This is a genomic window from Arcicella sp. GW821-FHT09D11, from assembly GCF_059416265.1.
The window spans coordinates 62,481-83,352 of the sequence record NZ_JBWKOV010000007.1 but is presented as its reverse complement, the minus strand read 5'-3'; the positions used below and the strand labels follow the sequence as shown (position 1 = coordinate 83,352).

Genomic DNA, 20,872 nt, shown 5'->3' with positions numbered 1-20,872 from the left:
ATTTATGAAAAAACTAATATATATCCTGTTTTTACTTACCGCCTTCTCTAGCGGCTCACTTTATGCCCAAGGGCAACTCGTCAGTGGTGTTGTTTCTGATGCTAAAGAGACCCTACCAGGCGTATCTGTTTTCGAAAAAGGGAAAACAACTAATGGTACCTTAACCGATGAAAATGGTAAATTCCGCATTACTTTAAAAGGACAAAGTGGCGTATTAATCTTTCGTTCATTGGGTTATAAACAACAAGAAGTGCTAATCACTACACAAACTAATCTGAATGTAGTGCTTGAATCTGAAGACAAAAGCCTCGACGAAGTAGTTGTTGTAGGGTTTGGTCAACAGAAAAAACTTACCTTAACAGGGGCAGTAAGTTCGGTTTCTGGTCGCGAAATTCGTGAAAACCCAGCAGCCAGTTTACAAAATGCTTTGGCGGGTAAATTGCCAGGTTTTTTCTCGCAACAACCTTCGGGTCGTCCTGGGGCAGATGGTGCCAACTTTTATATTCGTGGGGTTAGTTCGTACAACGGTAACAACCGTCCTTTGATTATTGTAGATGACGTTGAATTCTCTTATGACCAATTTGCAAGAATTGACCCTAACGAAATAGAAAGTTTATCTATTTTGAAAGATGCCTCTACTACTGCCATTTACGGCGTAAGAGGTGCCAATGGTGTAGTAGTAATCACTACTCGTCGTGGGAAAGAAGGACCACCACAAATTTCAGTAAGAGTAGAAACGGCTCTGTCTCAGCCAACTAAAATTCCTACTTACTTGAATGCTTATGAGAGTGCTAAATTATATAACCAAGCACAAATTAATGATAATGCTGCCAATCCGAGTCCATCGTTTAAACCTCGTTTTTCTGATCAGGATTTAGCATTATACCAAAATGGTACAGACCCTTACGGTCACCCAGATGTAAACTGGAAAGACGTTTTATTTAAAACTTTCAGTAAGCAATACAGAGGTAACTTAGATTTGTCTGGTGGTACACAAAGAGTAAAATATTTTGTGTCAGTAGGATATTTGAACCAAGATGGTATGTTGAAAGACTACGGTCAAGACCAAGGTGTAAATAGTAATTATTATCACCAACGTTATAATTACCGTTCAAACCTTGACATGAGTGTTACAAAAACACTTGACTTACGCTTAGACTTATACGGAAACTTTGCGCAGGTAAATACGCCACAAGTAGGTAGCCCATTCGGTTATAACGATTTGTTTTATGATTACAGCAGTTTTGCTACATTAGCACCTTTTGCTTATCCTGTTTATAACCCTGATGGGTCATTAGGATATAGTAGTTGGAGCCGTAACGAAAACCCAAGTTATAATGTAAACAACGTTGTGGGTCGTTTGAAATACTATGGTTATAGCCAAAGCAATGAAAGTAATATCAACTTCATTGGGTCGGCAAAACAAAAGTTGGATTTCCTTACGGAAGGATTAAACATCCAAGGACGTATTTCTTTTACGAGCAATTATGCTTATACTAGAAGTATGACGCGTGATCAGTTTCCATCTTTTATCTATAACGCAACTGCCAACACTTATGAAGCCCGTGACCCTAACGTATATAGAGTAAGAAGATTCTTTATTGGTTACGACCCTAGAAGTACTTCAAGAGTATTGAACTTGCAGTTTATCTTAAACTATGACAGAACTTTTGCCAAAGCTCACCACGTATATGGTTTGGCATTGTTGAACCGTAACTCGAATACTGCTTCAAATACTAATGGTATTTATAACTTTATTCCAAGCAATTTCCAAGGGTATTCTGGTCGTTTGGGATATGATTATAAAAACCGTTATTTATTACAATTGAATGCAGCCTATAATGGTTCAGACCGTTTTGTGAGTGACAAGCGTTTTGGTTTATTCCCAGCGGCTTCGGCAGGATGGAATATCTCTGAAGAACCTTTCTTCCAAGAAAGTCGTCTATATAAATCAATCGATTTACTTAAAATTCGTGGTTCGTATGGTATCGTAGGAAATGATGCATTGGGTAGTAGTTTCTCTTATTACTATCAGCAAAACTATGGTACTGGAAATGGTGTGGTACAAGCAAACTTTGGGTATTCGAGCAACGGTTACAACAGTATTTTTGAAGGAACACTTGCTAATAATGACGTAACGTGGGAGAAAGAGAAAAAACTAGACGTAGCGCTTGAATTTGGTTTATTCAATAGCAAATTAACAGGTAGTATAGATTTCTTTGATAACAACCGTTACGACATTCTTACTACTCGTGGTACTATTTCTGCTATTTTCGGACAAGGTTTACCTCCTGTAAATATTGGTAAAGTAAACAACCGTGGTTATGAGTTAGAATTAGGATATCAAAGTCCTACTTACAATGGTTTCTCTTATTCAATAAAAGGAAATTACTCGGTAGCTAAAAACAAAATTGTTTTCCAAGACGAACCTAGTTCATTGTATCCTTATCAATCTTATACAGGTAACAGCATCGGGCAATCAAGAGTTTATACATTCATCGGTTATTACAAAAGTGCAGATGATATTGCCAAAAGCCCTACAACAGCCGTGCCTGTACAACCTGGAGATTTGAAGTATGCCGACTTGAATAACGATGGTAAAATTGATGGTTATGATATGTCTGTAACTGGTAATCCGAATACACCAAACACAGTTTATGGTATCAATTTGGGGATTCGTTACAAAAGCATTAGCATCAGTGCCAATTTTCAGGGAGCGCGTAATTTCAGTGTGAGAGGAACGTCGGAATCTATCCGTGCTTTTGCCTCTAATCTAACCGCTATACACCAACAAGCTTGGACGCCAGAATTGGGTGATAACGCCAAATATCCACGTCTTACTTTATTAGGTGGAATTAGTGACCCTGCTGGTTATCCTTCAACATTCTGGCTAATTCCAGGCGATTACCTTCGCTTGAGAAATGCACAGGTGAATTTTGAAGTACCAAGTAAGTTTTCACAAAAAATTGGTATTCCTCAAATCCGTATCTATGTAAATGGTTCAAACCTACTTACGTTTACTAGCTTAAGTAAATTGTATGAATTTGACCCTGAGATTACATCTGGTACTGATAGAGTGAGTTATCCACCACAAAGACTTATAAATCTTGGCATAAGTGCCACATTCTAAGTGTTTAACCATATTTGAACTAATCGTTTCATGAAAAAAATATTGTTGATTGGATGTATCATTGGTAGCCTTGCCGCTTGCAAACCTTCTGGTGATTTCCTAGACCCGAAAACAAATGCTTTAACCGAAGAAACGGTTTTTAGCGATAGTACTCGTACTGTATCTTTCTTATTCCGTATTTACGGAGACGTTGGCTTTAGTTTTAACAAAGGCCGTTGGGATTCTCACGGGAATACCGAAGAAGCAACCGATGATGCTGAATACCGTTATTCAGGTACTGGGCAAAAAGCGGTAGTACTTTATAGCGGTACAGGTAGCCCGACTAATTTTCCTTTCCTTGAATTTTGGTCGACACCTTATACTAATATACGTAGAGTAAACCTTTTGTTGCAAAAGCTTCCACAAACTCCTTTGTCAGCTAAGCTTAAGGCACAAATGGCTGCTGAAGCGAGATTCTTAAGAGTTTGGTATTACAACTGGCTATTGATTAGCTTTGGTGGCGTGCCTATTATCAAAGACAAGGTGTATGACATCACCGACTTTGTGAACGAGCCTCGTACTTCTTATGCAGAGTGTGTCTCTTATTTGACTAGCGAATTGGATGCGATTGCATCACAGTTACCTACAAGAACTGAGTATTCAGAGCAAGATTACGGTCGCATTACTAAAGGTGCATGTTTAGCCTTGAAATCAAGAATTTTGCTTTACGCTGCTAGTCCATTATTCAATGGTGGTGCTGAAACACAAGATGCAAATTTGGCTAAATTGGTAAGCAATCCAGCCTATGATGTTAATCACTGGCAAAAAGCTGCTGATGCGGCATTGGCGGTAATCAATTCGGGTGAATATAGTTTGTATAAGGATAATACTACTGCCCCTGGCTATGGTTTTTCTCAGGTATTTTTGAATAGAGTAAATGCAGAGTATATCTTTTTCCAGAACCGTGCTGCCAATCGTGACATGGAAGGTTTTTATAATATGCCAACCAGAGGGGGGGGATATAATGCAATGCCTACGCAGAATTTAGTAGATGCCTTTCCAATGAAAAACGGCAAAGCAATTACTGATGCTACTTCGGGATATGATGTGAATAATCCTTATAAAAATCGTGACCCTAGATTTGCCAATTCTATTATTTACAATGAATCGTTGTATTACTTAGCATCATCAAATACGTTGAGTCCTGTTTATACGTATGAAGGTGCAGCCTCAGATGGATTTACGTTAGCTGGACAAACAACTGGGTATTATACGCGTAAATTGTGTGATGTAAATATTTCATCTAATAGTAGTTTTAATGCTAATAGAGGTTGGCCTTTACTTCGCTATGCAGAAATATTATTGAACTATGCTGAGGCGATTAATGAAGCTGGTAAGCCAGATTTGGCTTATAGTAAATTAATTGAACTACGTGATAGAGCTGGTATCGAGCCAGGTGCTAATAACCTTTACGGATTAAAAGCTGGTATGACAAAAGAAGAAATGAGAGAGGTAATCAGAAATGAGCGTCGCATCGAATTAGCTTTTGAAGACCACCGTTGGAACGATATTCGTCGTTGGAAAACAGCAATGGTTGTTAGTAACGGTTTTAACAAACGTATGCGTATTGTTAAAACAGGTAATACTTATACTTACCAAGTTACTGAATCTATCAGACGCCATAATTTCCGTCCAGAAATGTATCTTTTACCAATTCCTGATGCCGAAGTACGTAAAGCTCCTGCAATGCTACAGAATCCAGGTTGGTAGGTAATAGTGAGTGAATTGCGAGTTAGTGAGTTGTGAATTTGGAATTCACAACTCACTTTTTTTATTATATGGGTTAATAATAATTCTCTTAAAACCAGGCATTGAAGCCCTTATCCCTAGCGAGGGACTTAAGTCCCTCGCTAGGGATAAGCATCTGATTATTAGAAATTTATAAACTCATGGGTAATCAATAGCCTTTAAATCCCTCCTTATACGAAATCCAGTAATTCGCTAATTTACTAACTTGCAACTAATTCAATCGATACGCCGATGGATTCATTTGTAATTGCTTTTTAAAAAAGTTATTAAAATGGGCAGGCTCTTCAAACCCCAAACAGTAGCTTATCTCTGAAATATTCCAATCTGTGTGTTTTAACAAAGCCCTTGCCTCGTTTATTAATCGTTCTGTGATTAAATCAGTAGTCGTTTTGCCTGTAGTGATTTTAATAGCCCTGTTCAGGTGATTTACATGCACATATAGCTTTTCAGCAAAATCTTTTGCCGAACGTAATGAAAACCTTTGCGAAGGCGATTCTATCGGGAATTGGCGTTCCAACAATTCTGTAAAAACAGCCGTAATCCTAGAATTAGCATCAGGGTGTTGATAGAGTCTTTCGGTAGGCTCAATCTTCATCGCCGCATGAATCATTTCTGTAACATAATTGCGGATAAGGTCATATTTATAGCGATAATCTGAATTTATTTCCGTCATCATTTTCAGAAAAATTCCACTAAGGTATTCATCTTGTGCTTCATTCAATAAAAAAGCAGGCTTCCCTCCTATCTTGAACATCGGCAAGTCATTGATATTACTTCTAAGGTTTTCGGTAAAAAAGGCTTCCTTAAAAATACAAAAGAATCCTGTTGTTTCTCCAGAGACTAACTCCCATGTATAAGGTACTTGTGGGTTAAAAAAAATGAGCGTTGGTCCATCTATTTCAATGCTTTTATCAGCATAATGATAAATATTACGTCCTCTGATTAAGCTCACTTTATAAAAATCTCTACGACTATAATTGATAGGTGTTCCCCCTGCGATGCAGTCTTCTAATCTAAAAACATTAAAATGCCCTAAATCCTGTTTTAAGTTATCAGGAAGGTAGTTGAATTTATGTTGATAAAAATCTTCTAAGGTCTCAGTCGTTGATATCATTTGTATAGATTTATTTCAAAGCCCAAAACCTGCTCAAAAAGCAGGTCAGGCATAATTTACCAAATTATCGTTTTCTTTAAAAGAAGTATGATTGATTATTTTTCCTTTTACAAAATCATCATGTCTTAATTATCAAACCCTGTGGCAGTAGCTAATGCTCTTACACTTTCTAAATCCTGTTTTACAGCTTCCATCTTCACTTCTGCTAAATGGTATGCATCTGCCCCTAAAAATAAATGCAAAGGTGGTTGTTGAGATTCAGCTATTTTGATAAGCACTTCTGCGGCTTTTTCTGGGTCGCCATTCTGGTTACCATCGTAGTCGTTTTCATGCGTGCTTTGTACTTCACGCACTGTTTGATAGTCTTTAATTTGGTTTTTAGGAACACTCAAAGAAGAAGCACTTAAGAAATTCGTTCTGAAATATCCTGGTGAAACGATTGTAACGTTGATACCAAAGTCCTTTACTTCTGCGGCTAATGATTCTGAAAAACCATGCATGGCAAATTTAGTAGCACAGTAAATTCCAAACCCTGGAAATGCGCCTGTAAATCCACCGATTGAAGCAATGTTAAAAATATGTCCAGCTTTTTGTGCTCTTAAATAAGGTAACGCTTGACGAATAACGTTCAACGAACCAAACACGTTTACTTCAAAATTCTGACGTGTTTCTTCATCGCTCAATTCTTCTACCGCACCCACTAAACCGTATCCAGCATTGTTGACGATTACCTCAATTTTACCAAAGTAATCTACCGTTGCTTTAATCCCTACTGCTACACTTTCTTCTTGCGTAAGTTGTACCGCTAATGGTAAAAAGTTGTCTGAAACGATACCGACTGCTTCCCTAAGTTCTGCTATATTTCTTGATGTAGCGGCAACTTTTTGGCCATTATTTAATAGTTGTTTTACTAATACAAGCCCTAAACCTTTAGATGCTCCAGTAACAAACCATACTTTTTGTGATGTATTTTCCATTTTGCTAATTTTGTTTTGTTTGACAATGTTTATTGTTTTGAACGATACAAAATTAGTGTAGGAATCAAACAGCGTTATTGCGGTAAACAAAGCAATACTTGCAAAATTCAAACAATTTATTTTTGCTGTATGCGATAGGCTATAAGCTTTAGTTGAAAATTTATTTAATATTTTCATTGCCTAAAGCTTATAGCCTATCGCAAAAAATTACTCTAACTCCTTACTAGCAAAAGCTAAACACTGCATCGCAGCTAAACCCCATTGAGCTACGCTATTGGTTGAAATACCAACTCCTTCGTCAATAGGATTGAGGACTTTGGGGCCTGCCAATTTTGTAATTTGCGTTGATGGCTTTCTGATGCCTCCCTCTCCTGCATAAAATTCTTTCCATGCACGCTTTCCTAATTCGGGATTCTTATTCCGCTTGGCCGCAAAAGCAGTTAGTCGTGCATGTCCTTGCTCTAAATTTAGTTTCTTCAGACTTTCGCCCAATACAGCTTTTTGTTCCTCGGCTGTGCCGTTGTACAATTGACAATATTGTAGCCACGCCTTCTCGAAAATAGGCATATCTACTACATCAATTAACTCAGCACATATTTCTGCTAAACCAAAAACTGCACTCAGGTGAGATACCGAAATCTTTTTAGCATCTTCCTGTTGGTATTTTCCTGTTGCTAGTTCCATAATAGCCCCTCCTGCAAAAAAGCCATGTGCTTGTTCTGCAATGGTACGCATACTATTTAATAACTTAGCTTTAATCTGTGGGTTCTCAGTACGTTCCCACTCAGTAAGCCATGCGGCAGACAATGCCCCCCAGTCTGTACCAAAAGAAACACTGGCATATTCGCCTTTAGGGTCTGATAATGGTGCTTTTTGTCCAATTTTTCTACCTGGAATAATGGTTCTGAGGGTTCTATCAGCATTTACTTGCTCTCTCATCAAATCCCCTACTCTTTCGTCAGCTGTCAGGTAGTAATAAAAACGACGGTTGGCTGCTGTACTAATTCTGAGTTGTTTGGCACTACAGCCCCAGTGTTGTACATTATGGCGTGAACCAAGTGGACTGAATCGACCAATATGGTGCACATCTACTTCGCCTGTATGGCGAGTCATGGCTTCTGCCATTCTGAATACATCGCTTCTGCCTGTTCTTAAGAAATAGTACCAAAGCCATAAGTCTGTAGAGAGTTCAGAGTTATCCCAAGCAAATCCCCCAACATCATATTTCCAAACGTGACGGTCTTGGTCATAACTATGCATTACATCCCCAAAATTCCAGAAACCATACCAACGGCGTTGGTCAATCTGTTTTTTATAATAGTCAAAATGAAAATCTAACTGATTTTCAATGGCTTGCTTTTTAGGAGATGTTTTATCGGGCAAACTAAACGCACTCCCGAAAATACCTACTCCTGCTAAATATTCAGGAGTTGCTACAAGCAATGGAGGTTCTTGTATTTGCTGAGCAATATCCGTCAACATTTCATTGGAAGGTGTTTCTGCCAAAGCCCATATTTGCAATTCACTGGTACGTGCTACGCCAAAAGGTCTGCCAAATTCAGGCTCATAATCTTCATAAGTAATATCAAGGGCATTTAATTGTTTCTCGTAGGTGTCTTCGCCCATTCCATCATGATAAACACGCAAATCCATTGCTGGAGATTTAGGTGCCCAAAGCCATAACGTTACTTCGCCTAAAGCAGTATGGGCATTTTTGATGTCTATCTGCGCAGGGTGACTCTGCCAGAAATTGCGGATACCAAAAGCCAATCCTCCCTTTGGTGTACCTAAATAACCCGTTCCGCTAGCACGACCACCATAAGCCGACTGCACCCACGAGTAGCCTGTTTTGGTTCTCTTCTGAATATCAAAAGCATCGGGCGTACCTTGAAAAAGCGTATAATCTCCAAAAGCTGGAATATATTGTATGTTTTTAAGCACATTATCAGGTATCTGAGTTACCGTCTTCCCTCCTATCTGAGCATCTAAAGCTACTCTTCCCGCATCTCTTCTTAAACCTGATAACCCTTGCACAGCTTCAGCGAATACGCCTTTGTTTTCTCCTACAAAACGTATATGCCTGTCATACAATGGCTCATTCAAAGGCACTGCAAAACGGATGCCTAGTCCTTTGATAAAATCTTTGTTTTCATCTCCATCATAAATAATAGTATGCAACATCCTGATAGATTCAGCTTCAGCATAAAAATACAAACGCACTACAAAGGGTAATATGCTTTTTTTCTGAGCATTTTCGTGTGTTCCTTCTATCTTAATAACGGCCCTTATGGCTCCGCTTTGCTCTACTGTTACTTTATTGATTTTTCCTTCAAAAGAATCGATACTGAATGACTCTCCTCCTTCCACCTTGTCTTGTACAGACAATACTAATTTGCCATTTTGGGCAATCTCTTTTCCTGCACTTCTCAAAGATGTAATCAGCGTTTGTCCAATTTTGCTGATTTCACATTGAATCTTTCCCGTATCTATTTTAATACTTTCAGCTCCCTCCTGAACTATCAATGAAGTAGTAGATTTGCTACTTTTACCAATTTTCAATTGTACCTTTTCTGATAGCTTTTCATTTTTACTAATCGCATGGGCAGTCCACTTTAAACTACCATCTGGCCAATAAGCCAATGGCCAAGTCTGAGTAGGAATGATGTTCTCATTACTTACCAAAGTAAGTTCTGTTCCTTTTTTCAGCTGACCTTTAGGCCACGGTGTGCCCCAAGTAGTTCCTTTGAAAAGGGAAGAGTATGGGGTATCTAACCATGATAAGGGTACAATATTGGGAGCAGTGATGACACTTTTTTTATCTTGGCTATTTGCAAACGAAGATGCTAAAGGGAGACCAGCGGTAACAATCATTGATTTCTTTACGAATGCTCTACGGGTAAAAGAAAAGGGTGACTTCATGTATTTAGAGTTGTATTGTGGATTTTTGCCGACACTCGGCTTGACGATGCTGTTAGTGATTGAGTAAATGTCCAAAGCTAAATGCTTATGTTGCCAGCTCAAGGCTAAAAAGCAATTTTTTCAGTAATTTTACCCAATTATTTAACTAAAATATACTTTTGATTCGTGAAAAAGCTAATAATCTTCCTCATATCCTCTATTTATTTACTTCAAACTGGCTGTAAAAGCAGTAATATTAACCATCAAAAAGAACTTTATTCCGAAAATTTCAATGGTAAATTAAATACTAAAAAATGGGTTTCAGAAATTGAGCCTTTAGCCAACTCTAAGGTATATACCGATAATGGCAAATTAGTCTTAGATATCAAAGGTGGTGTAAGCGTATGGTTCAATCAACCTCTACAGGGTAATTATATGATTACTTTTAAACGTAAAATCATCGTAAATGGTGGAGCAAACGATAGACTTTCAGACCTCAATGTATTTTGGTTAGCAGAAGACCCTGCTAATGCCAATCTGTTTACCCGCTCTGGTAAATTCGAAGATTACGATAATTTAAAAATGTATTATGTTGGCATGGGCGGTAATACCAACACGACTACTCGTTTTAGAAAATATCAAGGCAATGGTGACCGAACGCTTTTAGCAGAAAAAAACGATGCTCACTACCTATTAAAAGCTAACCATGAATATCAAATAAAGATTATTGTCAAAGGCAATGTTACTAGTTTTTGGGTCGATGATGAAAAATTCTTTGAAGCTAGCGATGAACATTTTCCTAGCAAATCTTACTTTGGTTTTCGTTCTACTTTTTCACACCAAGAAATTTGGGATTTTAAGGTTTTTAAAGACTAAAGTACTTTAAGACTAGAAGATTTAAGGAATAATGGATTTTCTCCTTACCCCTCTCTTAGCTATCTTACTTTTTTTGACATTATGCTCTTTGTAAAATCAAAGAACACAAAAACGTATGAGTATAAAGCTTGTCATTATCCTTTTTATGCTAAATCATCTTTAAAGAGTATTATTCTCACATCGTCTTAAATAAGCGATGCCAGATGTTTATTGCCTTTATGTTAATCTTAGATATAACCTTAATGAATTGTGAAAATGACAAAAAATCTATTTAAAAAGACATTAATTATTGTATTTCTTCTCACTTTTTCAAACTTTATACAGGCACAAAAATCCCTCGTTTTGTGGTATGATAAACCATCGGGTAAAGTTTGGGAACGAGCATTACCAATCGGTAATGGTAAAATCGGCGCAATGGTTTATGGCAATGTAACTCAAGAGGTATTACAACTAAACGAAACTTCTGTTTGGACGGGCAGTCCAAATCGTAATGATAATCCAGATGCGTTAGCTTCATTACCTGCTATTCGAAAATTAGTTTTCGAAGGTAAACAAAAAGAGGCTGAGATACTGGCTGGCAAGACCCTCCAAAGCAAAAAATCAAATGGACAAATTTTTCAGCCTGTCGGTAGTTTGAATTTGCGTTTTGATAAGCATGACAATTTCAGTAATTATCGTCGTGAATTAGATATTCAGCGTGCTGTTAGTACTACTACCTATACTGTAGATGGTGTGCGATATACCCGAACAGCCTATGTATCTGCTCCTGCTAATACTTTGGTTATGCGAATTACCGCCAACAAGCCTAACAGCATATCTTTTGATGCCTTTTTTACTACTCCACAAAAGGATGTTAAAATCAGCACCAATACTAGTAAGCAATTAATATTACATGGAGCTACCGCTGGTCATGAAGGCGTAGCAGGAGGTGCACTAAAATTCAATGCACAGACAACTTTTAAACTACAAGGGGGAAATATTACTGCTAATGATACCCTTACAAGCATTGCTGGAGCAAATGAGGTGACTATTTACGTAAATATCGCCACGAATTATAATAATTATAAAGACCTGACAGGCAATGAAGTTGCTAGATGTCAAACAGCCTTACAAAAAGCTATTTCAAAACCTTATGCCACTTTACTCAACGAACATATCGCTAGTTTTCAGCATTATTTTAATCGGGTAAAATTAGATTTAGGTCATAATCCAGTAGCAGAAAGCAAGCCTACTGATGTTCGTTTAGAAGAATTTAGAACCAATAATGACCCAACGTTTGCTAGTTTATACTTTCAATACGGTCGTTATTTATTAATATCTTCTTCCAATTCTGGTGGACAACCTGCTAATTTACAGGGCATTTGGAATGAAAAAATGTTTCCTTCTTGGGATAGTAAATATACTATCAACATCAATACGCAGATGAATTATTGGCCTGCCGAGAAGACCAACTTATCAGAAATGCACGAGCCTTTGTTGAAGATGATTAAAGAGTTGTCAGAAACGGGACAGGAAACAGCCAGAACGATGTATGGTTCAAGGGGCTGGGTAGCACACCACAATACAGATTTGTGGAGAATAACAGGACCAGTTGACCGTATTTTTTGGGGTGTTTGGAGCATGGGCGGGGCTTGGCTATGTCAGCATTTATGGGAACGTTATCTTTATACAGGCGACAAAGCATACTTGGCAGAAATTTACCCCATCTTAAAAGGCGGAGCTTTATTCTTTGTCGATGATTTGGTGGAAGACCCTCGAAATAAATACTTGGTCATAAACCCAGGAACTTCTCCTGAAAATGCTCCTGTTGCTCACCAAGGTTCATCTTTTGATGCTGGAGTGACAATGGACAATCAGATTGTATTTGATATGTTGAGTGTGACGATTCGTGCGGCAGAATTATTAAAAAAGGATGATAAATTGGTGGATACGCTTAAAGCTGTTCGTAAACGCTTATCGCCTATGCGCATTGGTCAGCATAATCAAGTACAAGAATGGATGGAAGATATAGACGATCCGAATGATAAGCACCGCCATATTTCTCATTTATATGGCTTATTTCCTTCAAGTCAGATTTCTCCCTACCGTACACCAGAATTATTTGTAGGCGCTGGCAATACACTTAATCAACGAGGAGATATTTCAACTGGCTGGAGCATGGGCTGGAAAGTAAACTGGTGGGCAAGAATGTTAGATGGAAATCATGCCCATAAATTGATTCAAAACCAATTATCACCCTTAGGAGTAAATGCGGCTGGTGGGGGTACTTACCCCAATTTGTTTGATGCCCATGCCCCTTTTCAAATAGATGGAAACTTTGGCTGTACTTCAGGCATTGCCGAAATGTTGGTACAGAGTTATGACGGAGCTATTTATTTACTACCTGCTTTACCCGATTTCTGGAAAGAAAAAGGAAGCATTACAGGCTTGAAAACACGTGGTGGTTTTGAGATTGTAAAAATGACATGGGAAAATGGGAAAATTAAAAGCCTACAAGTTAAATCAAATATTGGGAGAAATTGTCGTTTGCGTACTGTTACTGCGTTAAGAGGTAAAAATGTTAATTTACAAATTGCCAAAGGAGAAAATAGTAATCCATTATTTGTAACAGAAATAACTGAAAGACCTATTATTTCGCCAAAAGCAACGATTAAACTTCCAGAAATTACTCCGACTTTTTTATATGATTTTACCACTCAAAAAGGTAAAACCTACACATTTGAAGTTTTATAATTTTAAAGTAAAATTAAGTAGTTAAAATAGCCTAAATGTCAGTGTTTGATGTTTAGGCTATTGTTTGTATTGACCATCTTATTAGTAAATGTTTGTAGGTAATTGCTTTTAGTATTATTATAACACATAATAAAATTTTTGAATATCAATTAATCTTTCCCATGAAGAAAATCATCTCCTTCCTATTAGTTAATATCCTATTACTTTCTGCAATTCAAGCACAAATTCATTTACCTAAGGTATTGGGCAGTAACATGGTTTTACAAGCCAATAAACCTATTACGATTTGGGGATGGAGTAGCCCACAGAAAACCTTATCTATACAATTTGGCACACAGCAATCTGTAGCACAAGCCGATGAAAAGGGATTTTGGAAAACTACGTTACAAGCCGAAAAACCTTCTTTTGAGCCTAGAGAATTGATTATTTCAGGTGATTCAACCATTGTATTAAACAATATTTTGGTGGGTGAAGTATGGCTATGTTCGGGACAATCGAACATGGAATATCCTATGAGTTTATTGAAAAATTATGCAAAGCCTCAGAAGGGTATCGATAGTTCGGCGATTGATTTAACCCAACAATATCCTAGTATTAGATTATTCACAGTTGATAAAAAAGTTAACTTGACAGATATCAGCACAAAGGGCTGGTCGGAAGCAGCAGGCGAAGCCATGGGAAAAGCATCGGCGATAGGATTTTATTTTGCTAAACAATTACAAAATACCCTTAATGTACCCGTGGGCATTATTAGCTCTTCTTGGGGTGGTAGCCGTATTGAACCTTGGACACCCCTCGAAAGTTACCAGTCCTCTCCTTTTTTTGCGAAAGATTTAGGCGAAACTAGTAAAATAGATGGTTCAGATATTGGCAAAAACTATGAAAGTATGATTGCGCCATTGGCACCTTTTAGTATCAAAGGCATATTGTGGTATCAGGGTGAATCCAATTGTATGTTGAACGAGACTTTACGTTATACCGAAAAATCAAAACTACTGATTGATGCTTGGCGCAATAAATGGGCTGATGCCTCCCTCCCATTCTATTTTGTACAGATTGCCCCTTATTATTATAGCAAACGCAAAGACAAAATAAGTCATACAAACGAAACCCTTCCTGAGTTTTGGGAAGCTCAAGCATTAACGCTTAAAATTCCAAATACTGGAATGGTAGTAGTAACCGATTTGGTAGATAACCTTAGTGACATACATCCTTCATACAAATGGGAAGTAGGAAAAAGAATATCAGCCATTGCTTTAGCTAAAGATTATGGACAAAAAGATATTCCTTATAAAAATCCTCACTACAAAAAAATGAAGGTTAAAAAGGGCAATATCATCCTTCGTTTTGATGAGGTACAATCTTTTAAAACAAATGATGGAAAAGAACCTAATTGGTTTCAGATTGCAGGTGACGATGGTAAATTTCTAAAAGCTAAGGCTGAAATACAAGGCAAGAAAATTATTGTTTCGAATACCGAAATAGCCAAACCTAAATACGTACGTTTCGCTTGGGATGAAACTGCGATGCCCAACTTAGTGAATGAGGCTAATTTGCCCGTTGTCCCTTTTAGAACAAATGGCTTAGATTGGAAATATTAAATTATAACTTAACCAATAATTAGTAGCAGATAATCATTGCAATTTATTTAATCAATTCATTCATTTACAGATTATTATAAATAATAATACGAAATAACATAATTGTACTTTTTAAATAGCTTAAAAAATAGGGACACACAATGTGTTGTCCCTATTAAAAGAAATATAATATATAAGTAATATTTTACCAACCTGTATTCTGTACAAGATTAGTGTTTAATTGTAGTTGTTGTGATGGAAGCGGCAATAGATAATGTTTTTCTTGCCATGTTCTACTCGACTCCAAACGATAATTACCATTGACAACATTATTTTTGATACCCGACCAATATGTTTCATAAGCTGTACCAGTCCACGTAATTCCTTCAATTGGCTTTGGCATTTCTACTTCAGCCGTTTTCCAGCGAATCAAATCATCTCTTCTAAATCCTTCTAAATACAACTCGATGGTTCTCTCTCTTCTAATTTCTGTTATTAAATCAAGTCCATTCGTTTGTACAAAACCATTGCTTAATTTTGGCATGGTCTTATTTACACGATTACGAACCAAATTAAGCGACTTATCTAAATCCACATCTGATATTGCTCCGTTTCTTTCATACACCGCTTCAGCATAGTTTAATAATACTTCTGCATATCTGATGACAGGATAGTCATACCCCTCTTGATTATCGTCTAAACGTCTTTCTGTACAAAACTTTTGGTTGCCATATCCCGAAGCAGTATTTGATTTATGCTTGCCTCTTGATAAAGCAAGTTCAGCGGCATCTCCTTTCCAGTTTGTTCTAGCGCCAGGATTTTCGTTATCAAAATAATAATTTCCATCAAGCATCATATTATATTTCATACGACTATCTCTATTTTGGTATTCGGAAGTAGTCGTCGCAAAACCCTTAAACAATGGCGATTTTTCAATAGGTAAACCGTCTTTGCTAAGATACATGGTAGCGAATTTACGAGTAACCCATACAACATTGTTTAACAATGTATGAGTAACATTAAAACGTATCTGACGTGTGGCAAAATCATATCTATTTGCTAAAATATACTCTTTGTTAGCTGCTTTAGTAATATTAGCAGGGTTTGACTGCTGGTTTTCTAAGATAAACAGATATTTCTGAGCAGAGTCTCCTAAGGCAACTGGTGCAAACAATTCATATTGAACACTTTTAATCACCTCATCGGAATTAGCAATGGCTTTATCCAATAAAGTATTCGCACGTGTTGTATTTCCTCTTGATTTTTGCCATGTTCCTTCATACAACGCTACTCTTCCTAAAAAAGCTTGTGCTGCTCCTTTGCTTATTCTTCCCTTATCAGTTGCCGCAATAGCACTTTCAGTTGGTAATGTGGCAATGGCAGCTTCTAAATCCTGTACAATAAAATCCACTACTTCATCCCGACTATTTCTTGGGTTAGTAAGCTCTTGTGAAGTAGTTGTCAATAATTTTGAAACGATTGGTACTCCTCCAAATTGCTGTAATAAATCGAAATAAATGTATGCTCTGAAAAATTTCGCTTCGGCCACATATTTCTGTATTTCAGCTGGTTGACTATAACTAGTTGCTTTATCCAATAAATAATTGGTTGCACGAATCCTTGCAAAAGCTGTATTCCAGTTACCATCAGATGCAGGAATAGTATTGGAACCATTGCTATAAACAGAGCCTCCTGTCACAAAAACGATATCACTACGACGGTCTGAGTGGGGATTATCATTAATGATATCCGTAAAAGTGCGTAAATACGTATAAAATTCATTGGCAGCTAGTTTAAACTGATCAGCAGTTTTCCAGTAATCTGCATCAGAAATCTCATTGATAGGTTTCATATCAACCAAGCTATTACAGCTAACGTTGGTTAATAATAGTCCTGCTAGTGCTATTTTTAAATATCTATTGTTAAATTTCATTTCCTTATTAATTTTAAAAATTCTCATGATTGTAATTGTACACAATGAAATATCATCTATCTAACTTCTAGAATGTTAAGTTAACACCAAAAGTAAAGTAGCGATAGAAAGGGAAACGCTGACTAAAGGTGCTTACACCACTGTTGTCATTGTCTCCAGAGTTGGATACAGTTCTTGGAGCTTCAGGGTCCCAACCATCTTTAATTTTTGAGAATTCAAATAAATCATTTCCTGAAAAGTAAACTCTTAAGCGTTCAATTTTAGCTTTCTGAGTTATGCTTTTTGGAATGGTATAGCCTACTACTATATTTTTCAATCTTAAATAAGAACCGTCTTCAGCTATCCAGTCAGAAGGAAAATAGTTATAGTTATTGATAGTTCCCGTACTCGAAATACGAGGCAAAGTAGCATCTGTTCTTGTTGGTGTCCACCATTGGTCTTGGAAAGCCGCGTTCTGCGCTTGGAAAATTACAGCTGCAGGAGTACGCCAGTTTCCATCACGAATGATTGTTCTTTTGCCTACCCCTTGGAATATAAAATTCACATCAAAGCCTTTGTATTCTATTCCACCATTGAATGAATATGATAAACGAGGTCTGTCTGTTCCTAAAAATACAGCATCTTCAGGGAAAGTGATTTTCCCATCGCCATTTACATCCTTAAACATATTATCACCTAAGGCCAATTTATTATTTGCTTGTGCTGTTTCTGCACCTGCTGGCATACCGATATTATTACCTGTGATGTATTTTCTGTAATTAGCCAATTGTTCAGCCGTTTGAATACGTCCGTCATACACCAAGCCAAAATAAGAATCGATAGGATAACCTTCAACGGCACTATTGAAACCTCTGTTGGCACTACTGATAATATTTTGTCCCCCAAAATTCACTAATTTATTTTGGTTGTCTGAAATATTACCTCCAATACGGTACGAGAAGTCCCCAGTTTTATCTCTCCAGTTCAATGATAAATCCCATCCCCACACAGATAAATCTCCATTATTTCCTTTAGGAGCTGAAGCACCAATCACAGCAGAATATGTTCTACTCAATAACATATTATTATTTCTTTTCCAGAAATACTCAAACGTACCTGATAGTTTTCTATTTAATAGTGTAAAATCAAGTCCTATGTTTTTAGATTCCAATCTTTCCCACGTACGGTCATAAGCTACCAATGTTCCTGTTGGTGCTACACGCACTACTGGACTAGTACCAATAATTGGATAGTTGGCATCAGTAGAAGATGTTGAATATGCTAGATTCAAGAATTGGATATAATCATAGTTATCAATACCACTTTGGTTACCCATTATACCATACGAACCTCTTAGTTTTAATTCATCAAATATGCCTAAATCCTTCATAAAGGTTTCTTCACTTAAACGCCATCCAGCTGAAATACCGTAAAATAATTTCCAGCGGTCTTGTGCACGGAATTTTGAAGAACCATCATAACGTGCATTAGCCTCTACAAAATATTTATCTGCATAATTGTAGTTCAAACGACCGAAATAACCACCCAGTGCTGTATGATATTGACTTTCTCCAACGGTTTTTGAAGTACCATCACCTGTACTTAACGATAACGACGGCGGTACATTAGCCAACACATCAAAAGTTTTAGCGATATAAATGTTTTTCTCAAAACGCTCAAACTGTGCTCCTACTACTCCTTTGATGTTATGTCCATCCCCAATTTGCTTATCATATTCTAAATATCCATTCAAGTTATAATTAGCTTCTTGTCTGGTAGAACGTTGGTAAAAGCTACGGGTAGGCAATGTTGAAAGTAAAATATCGCCTGCATAATTATACCAAGGAATAGCGTTTCCTAAAGTTCTGATATCTGTATTGAACAAATAATATCCAGCAAATCCTACTGCTTTAAATGATGGAGAAAAGTTGTAGGTTAAATTTACGTTAGTATTTAATCTGTTATTATATTCATCATTATCACCACCCAAGTTAGCAATCTGGTTGACAGAAGCATTGGCTAAACCTGAACCCCAAATATATGGTTTACCTGTTAAGCCTAATCCACTTAAAGGCTTACCTGGCTGATTTCCATTACTTACAATATCTCCAAGGTAAGTTGGTTGTGTAATATCTTGTTTTTCAAAAGAGATATTTGTCTCCATTCTCAATTTACTAGTAAACTGATAATCATGCGCCATACGGAAGTTATAACGCTTGGCTGAATTATTACCTACTTTCAATAAACTTCCGTCGTCTAAATATCCTAGGGAAATACGGTAACCTGCTTTTTCTGTTCTACCTGATATACTCAACTGATGTTCAGATGAACGAGCATTTCCCCATAACATATCTTGCTCTGTTCCGTTGAAAAAGGTAAAATCTTTAACATCTGAGAATAAACTTGCTCCGTTCGGACTCATAGCATCATATTCTGCTTTCGTAAGCCATTGTTTTCCAGCAGCCAATGCTAACATTGATACGTTGCCGTAATTATACCAAATATCTGTTGGTGTAAATCCGTCAGCAGTTCTGGCTTCTTTCATCATTGGTCCCCAACCATTAATATCAATTAACTTTGGCAATAGACCTACTTTTTTAAAGGATGTAGAAGCATTGTATTCAATCGTCATTTTACCAGACTTCCCTCTCTTAGTAGTAATCAAAACAACGCCACCAGCTGCTCTAGACCCATAAATAGCCGCCGCACCATCTTTCAAGAATGAGATATTTTCTATATCATTTGGGTTGAAAGAATTCAAGGCACTTACACTTGGCACAGGAACACCGTCTACAATAACCAAGGGTTCTGTAGCATTGGCCGATGAAGCACCACGAATTTGAAAATTCCATCCCTCACGACCAGCCTGAGCTGAACTACGAGTTACCGTTACTCCTGCTACTTGACCTTGTAAAGCCGCTAATGGACTTGACACAGGGCCTCTGTCTTTAAAAGTAGCCGCATTAACTGTTGATACAGAACCTGTTAGAGTTGCTTTTTTTGCAGTACCATACCCTACTACCACCACCTCTTCTAGTGATTTAACATCGTTTGCTAGCGTTACGTCTATGTTTATACGTTTACCTACAACAATTTCTTTTTTCTCAAAACCCACAGAAGAAAATATCAAAACAGCCTTCTCATCAGGTACTGAAATAGTATAATTACCCAAGGCATCAGAGGAAGTTCCTTTTTGTGTTCCTTTAATGGATATATTAGCACCAGGTATCCCCTCTCCCTTTTCGTCAGTTATTTTTCCTTTTACTAACTGGTCTGCTTGTATTAATTCAGTGCTTAAATTTTCAATTGTACTAATATTAGCAATCGACTTCAAGCCTCTTTTTAATATAATTCTGTTTCCTGTTAATTCATAATCTATTTTTAGTGGACTTAATAGTCTGTCTAATACTTTATTGAGTTTTTCGTTTTCAGCATTAAATGATATTTTCTGTTTGCCATCAAAAATTTGATGGTTGTACATAAACTGTACTTCAGAAGCTTTCTCGATTGTATGTAAAATAGACTCAATATTCTGATTATATAATTGCACTGAAACTTTGCGTTCAAGTATTTCCTGAGCGATTGTCTTATGAGCTTGTGCGATAGTTGTGAATACAATCGCCATAAGTACTTGATACAGACTTATTCGCATGATTTTTAAAATTGTTTTTTGAAATAGTAATCTGTTTTTCATACATTTGTTTGTTTTGTCATTGTTCTGATTTTGGCAAAATTCTCCCAGCCACACATTTATATGTGTGTAATCTTAGCCAATGGATTTTCGGGGGTTCACAAGGCGAGAGTGTTGCAGCACTTTCGCCTTATTTTTTAATACATTTTTTCTTTGATTGGGCTATTTCATCA

At 37.1% G+C, this 20,872-nt stretch carries 10 protein-coding genes; 5 read left to right on the top strand and 5 right to left on the bottom strand.

Annotation, left to right across the window (positions count from 1 at the left end; translation table 11 throughout):
- Positions 1-4 precede the first annotated feature (4 nt).
- Complete coding sequence (locus AC07N0_RS18350) at positions 5-3,130, top strand: SusC/RagA family TonB-linked outer membrane protein (protein WP_494590392.1); 3,126 nt, start codon at positions 5-7, stop codon at positions 3,128-3,130.
- Between the two features lie 30 nt (positions 3,131-3,160).
- Positions 3,161-4,879 carry a RagB/SusD family nutrient uptake outer membrane protein gene (locus tag AC07N0_RS18345; RefSeq protein ID WP_494590391.1) on the top strand — a complete coding sequence of 573 codons (1,719 nt, stop codon included), beginning with the start codon at positions 3,161-3,163 and terminating at the stop codon, positions 4,877-4,879.
- A gap of 250 nt (positions 4,880-5,129) precedes the next feature.
- On the opposite strand, the gene AC07N0_RS18340 is transcribed toward AC07N0_RS18345, so the two are convergent.
- From AC07N0_RS18340 to AC07N0_RS18330, 3 genes are all read right to left on the bottom strand, one after another.
- Entirely contained in the window at positions 5,130-6,029 is a 900-nt protein-coding gene (locus AC07N0_RS18340; protein WP_494590486.1) for a helix-turn-helix domain-containing protein, read from the bottom strand.
- A 128-nt stretch (positions 6,030-6,157) separates the two neighbouring features.
- Positions 6,158-7,009: an SDR family NAD(P)-dependent oxidoreductase gene (locus AC07N0_RS18335; protein ID WP_494590390.1), complete on the bottom strand. Its 852-nt coding sequence runs from the start codon at positions 7,007-7,009 to the stop codon at positions 6,158-6,160.
- A 207-nt stretch (positions 7,010-7,216) separates the two neighbouring features.
- Positions 7,217-9,928 carry an exo-rhamnogalacturonan lyase family protein gene (locus AC07N0_RS18330; RefSeq protein ID WP_494590389.1) on the bottom strand — a complete coding sequence of 904 codons (2,712 nt, stop codon included), beginning with the start codon at positions 9,926-9,928 and terminating at the stop codon, positions 7,217-7,219.
- A gap of 165 nt (positions 9,929-10,093) precedes the next feature.
- Here AC07N0_RS18330 and AC07N0_RS18325 point away from each other — a divergent pair, with 165 nt between their 5' ends.
- The 3 genes from AC07N0_RS18325 (at position 10,094) to AC07N0_RS18315 (ending at position 15,117) form a co-directional block, all read left to right on the top strand.
- Positions 10,094-10,783, top strand: a complete 690-nt coding sequence (locus tag AC07N0_RS18325) for a DUF6250 domain-containing protein (RefSeq protein ID WP_494590388.1) — start codon at positions 10,094-10,096, stop codon at positions 10,781-10,783.
- Between the two features lie 255 nt (positions 10,784-11,038).
- Positions 11,039-13,516 carry a glycoside hydrolase family 95 protein gene (locus tag AC07N0_RS18320; protein ID WP_494590387.1) on the top strand — a complete coding sequence of 826 codons (2,478 nt, stop codon included), beginning with the start codon at positions 11,039-11,041 and terminating at the stop codon, positions 13,514-13,516.
- Positions 13,517-13,677: 161 nt separating this feature from the next.
- Complete coding sequence (locus AC07N0_RS18315) at positions 13,678-15,117, top strand: sialate O-acetylesterase (protein WP_494590385.1); 1,440 nt, start codon at positions 13,678-13,680, stop codon at positions 15,115-15,117.
- A 184-nt stretch (positions 15,118-15,301) separates the two neighbouring features.
- Here the strand turns inward: AC07N0_RS18315 and AC07N0_RS18310 are convergent, their stop codons facing one another.
- A complete protein-coding gene (locus AC07N0_RS18310) occupies positions 15,302-17,029 on the bottom strand; it encodes a RagB/SusD family nutrient uptake outer membrane protein (protein ID WP_494590384.1) in 1,728 nt (575 codons plus the stop codon).
- A 67-nt stretch (positions 17,030-17,096) separates the two neighbouring features.
- Positions 17,097-20,702: a TonB-dependent receptor gene (locus AC07N0_RS18305; RefSeq protein WP_494590382.1), complete on the bottom strand. Its 3,606-nt coding sequence runs from the start codon at positions 20,700-20,702 to the stop codon at positions 17,097-17,099.
- Positions 20,703-20,872 lie beyond the last annotated feature (170 nt).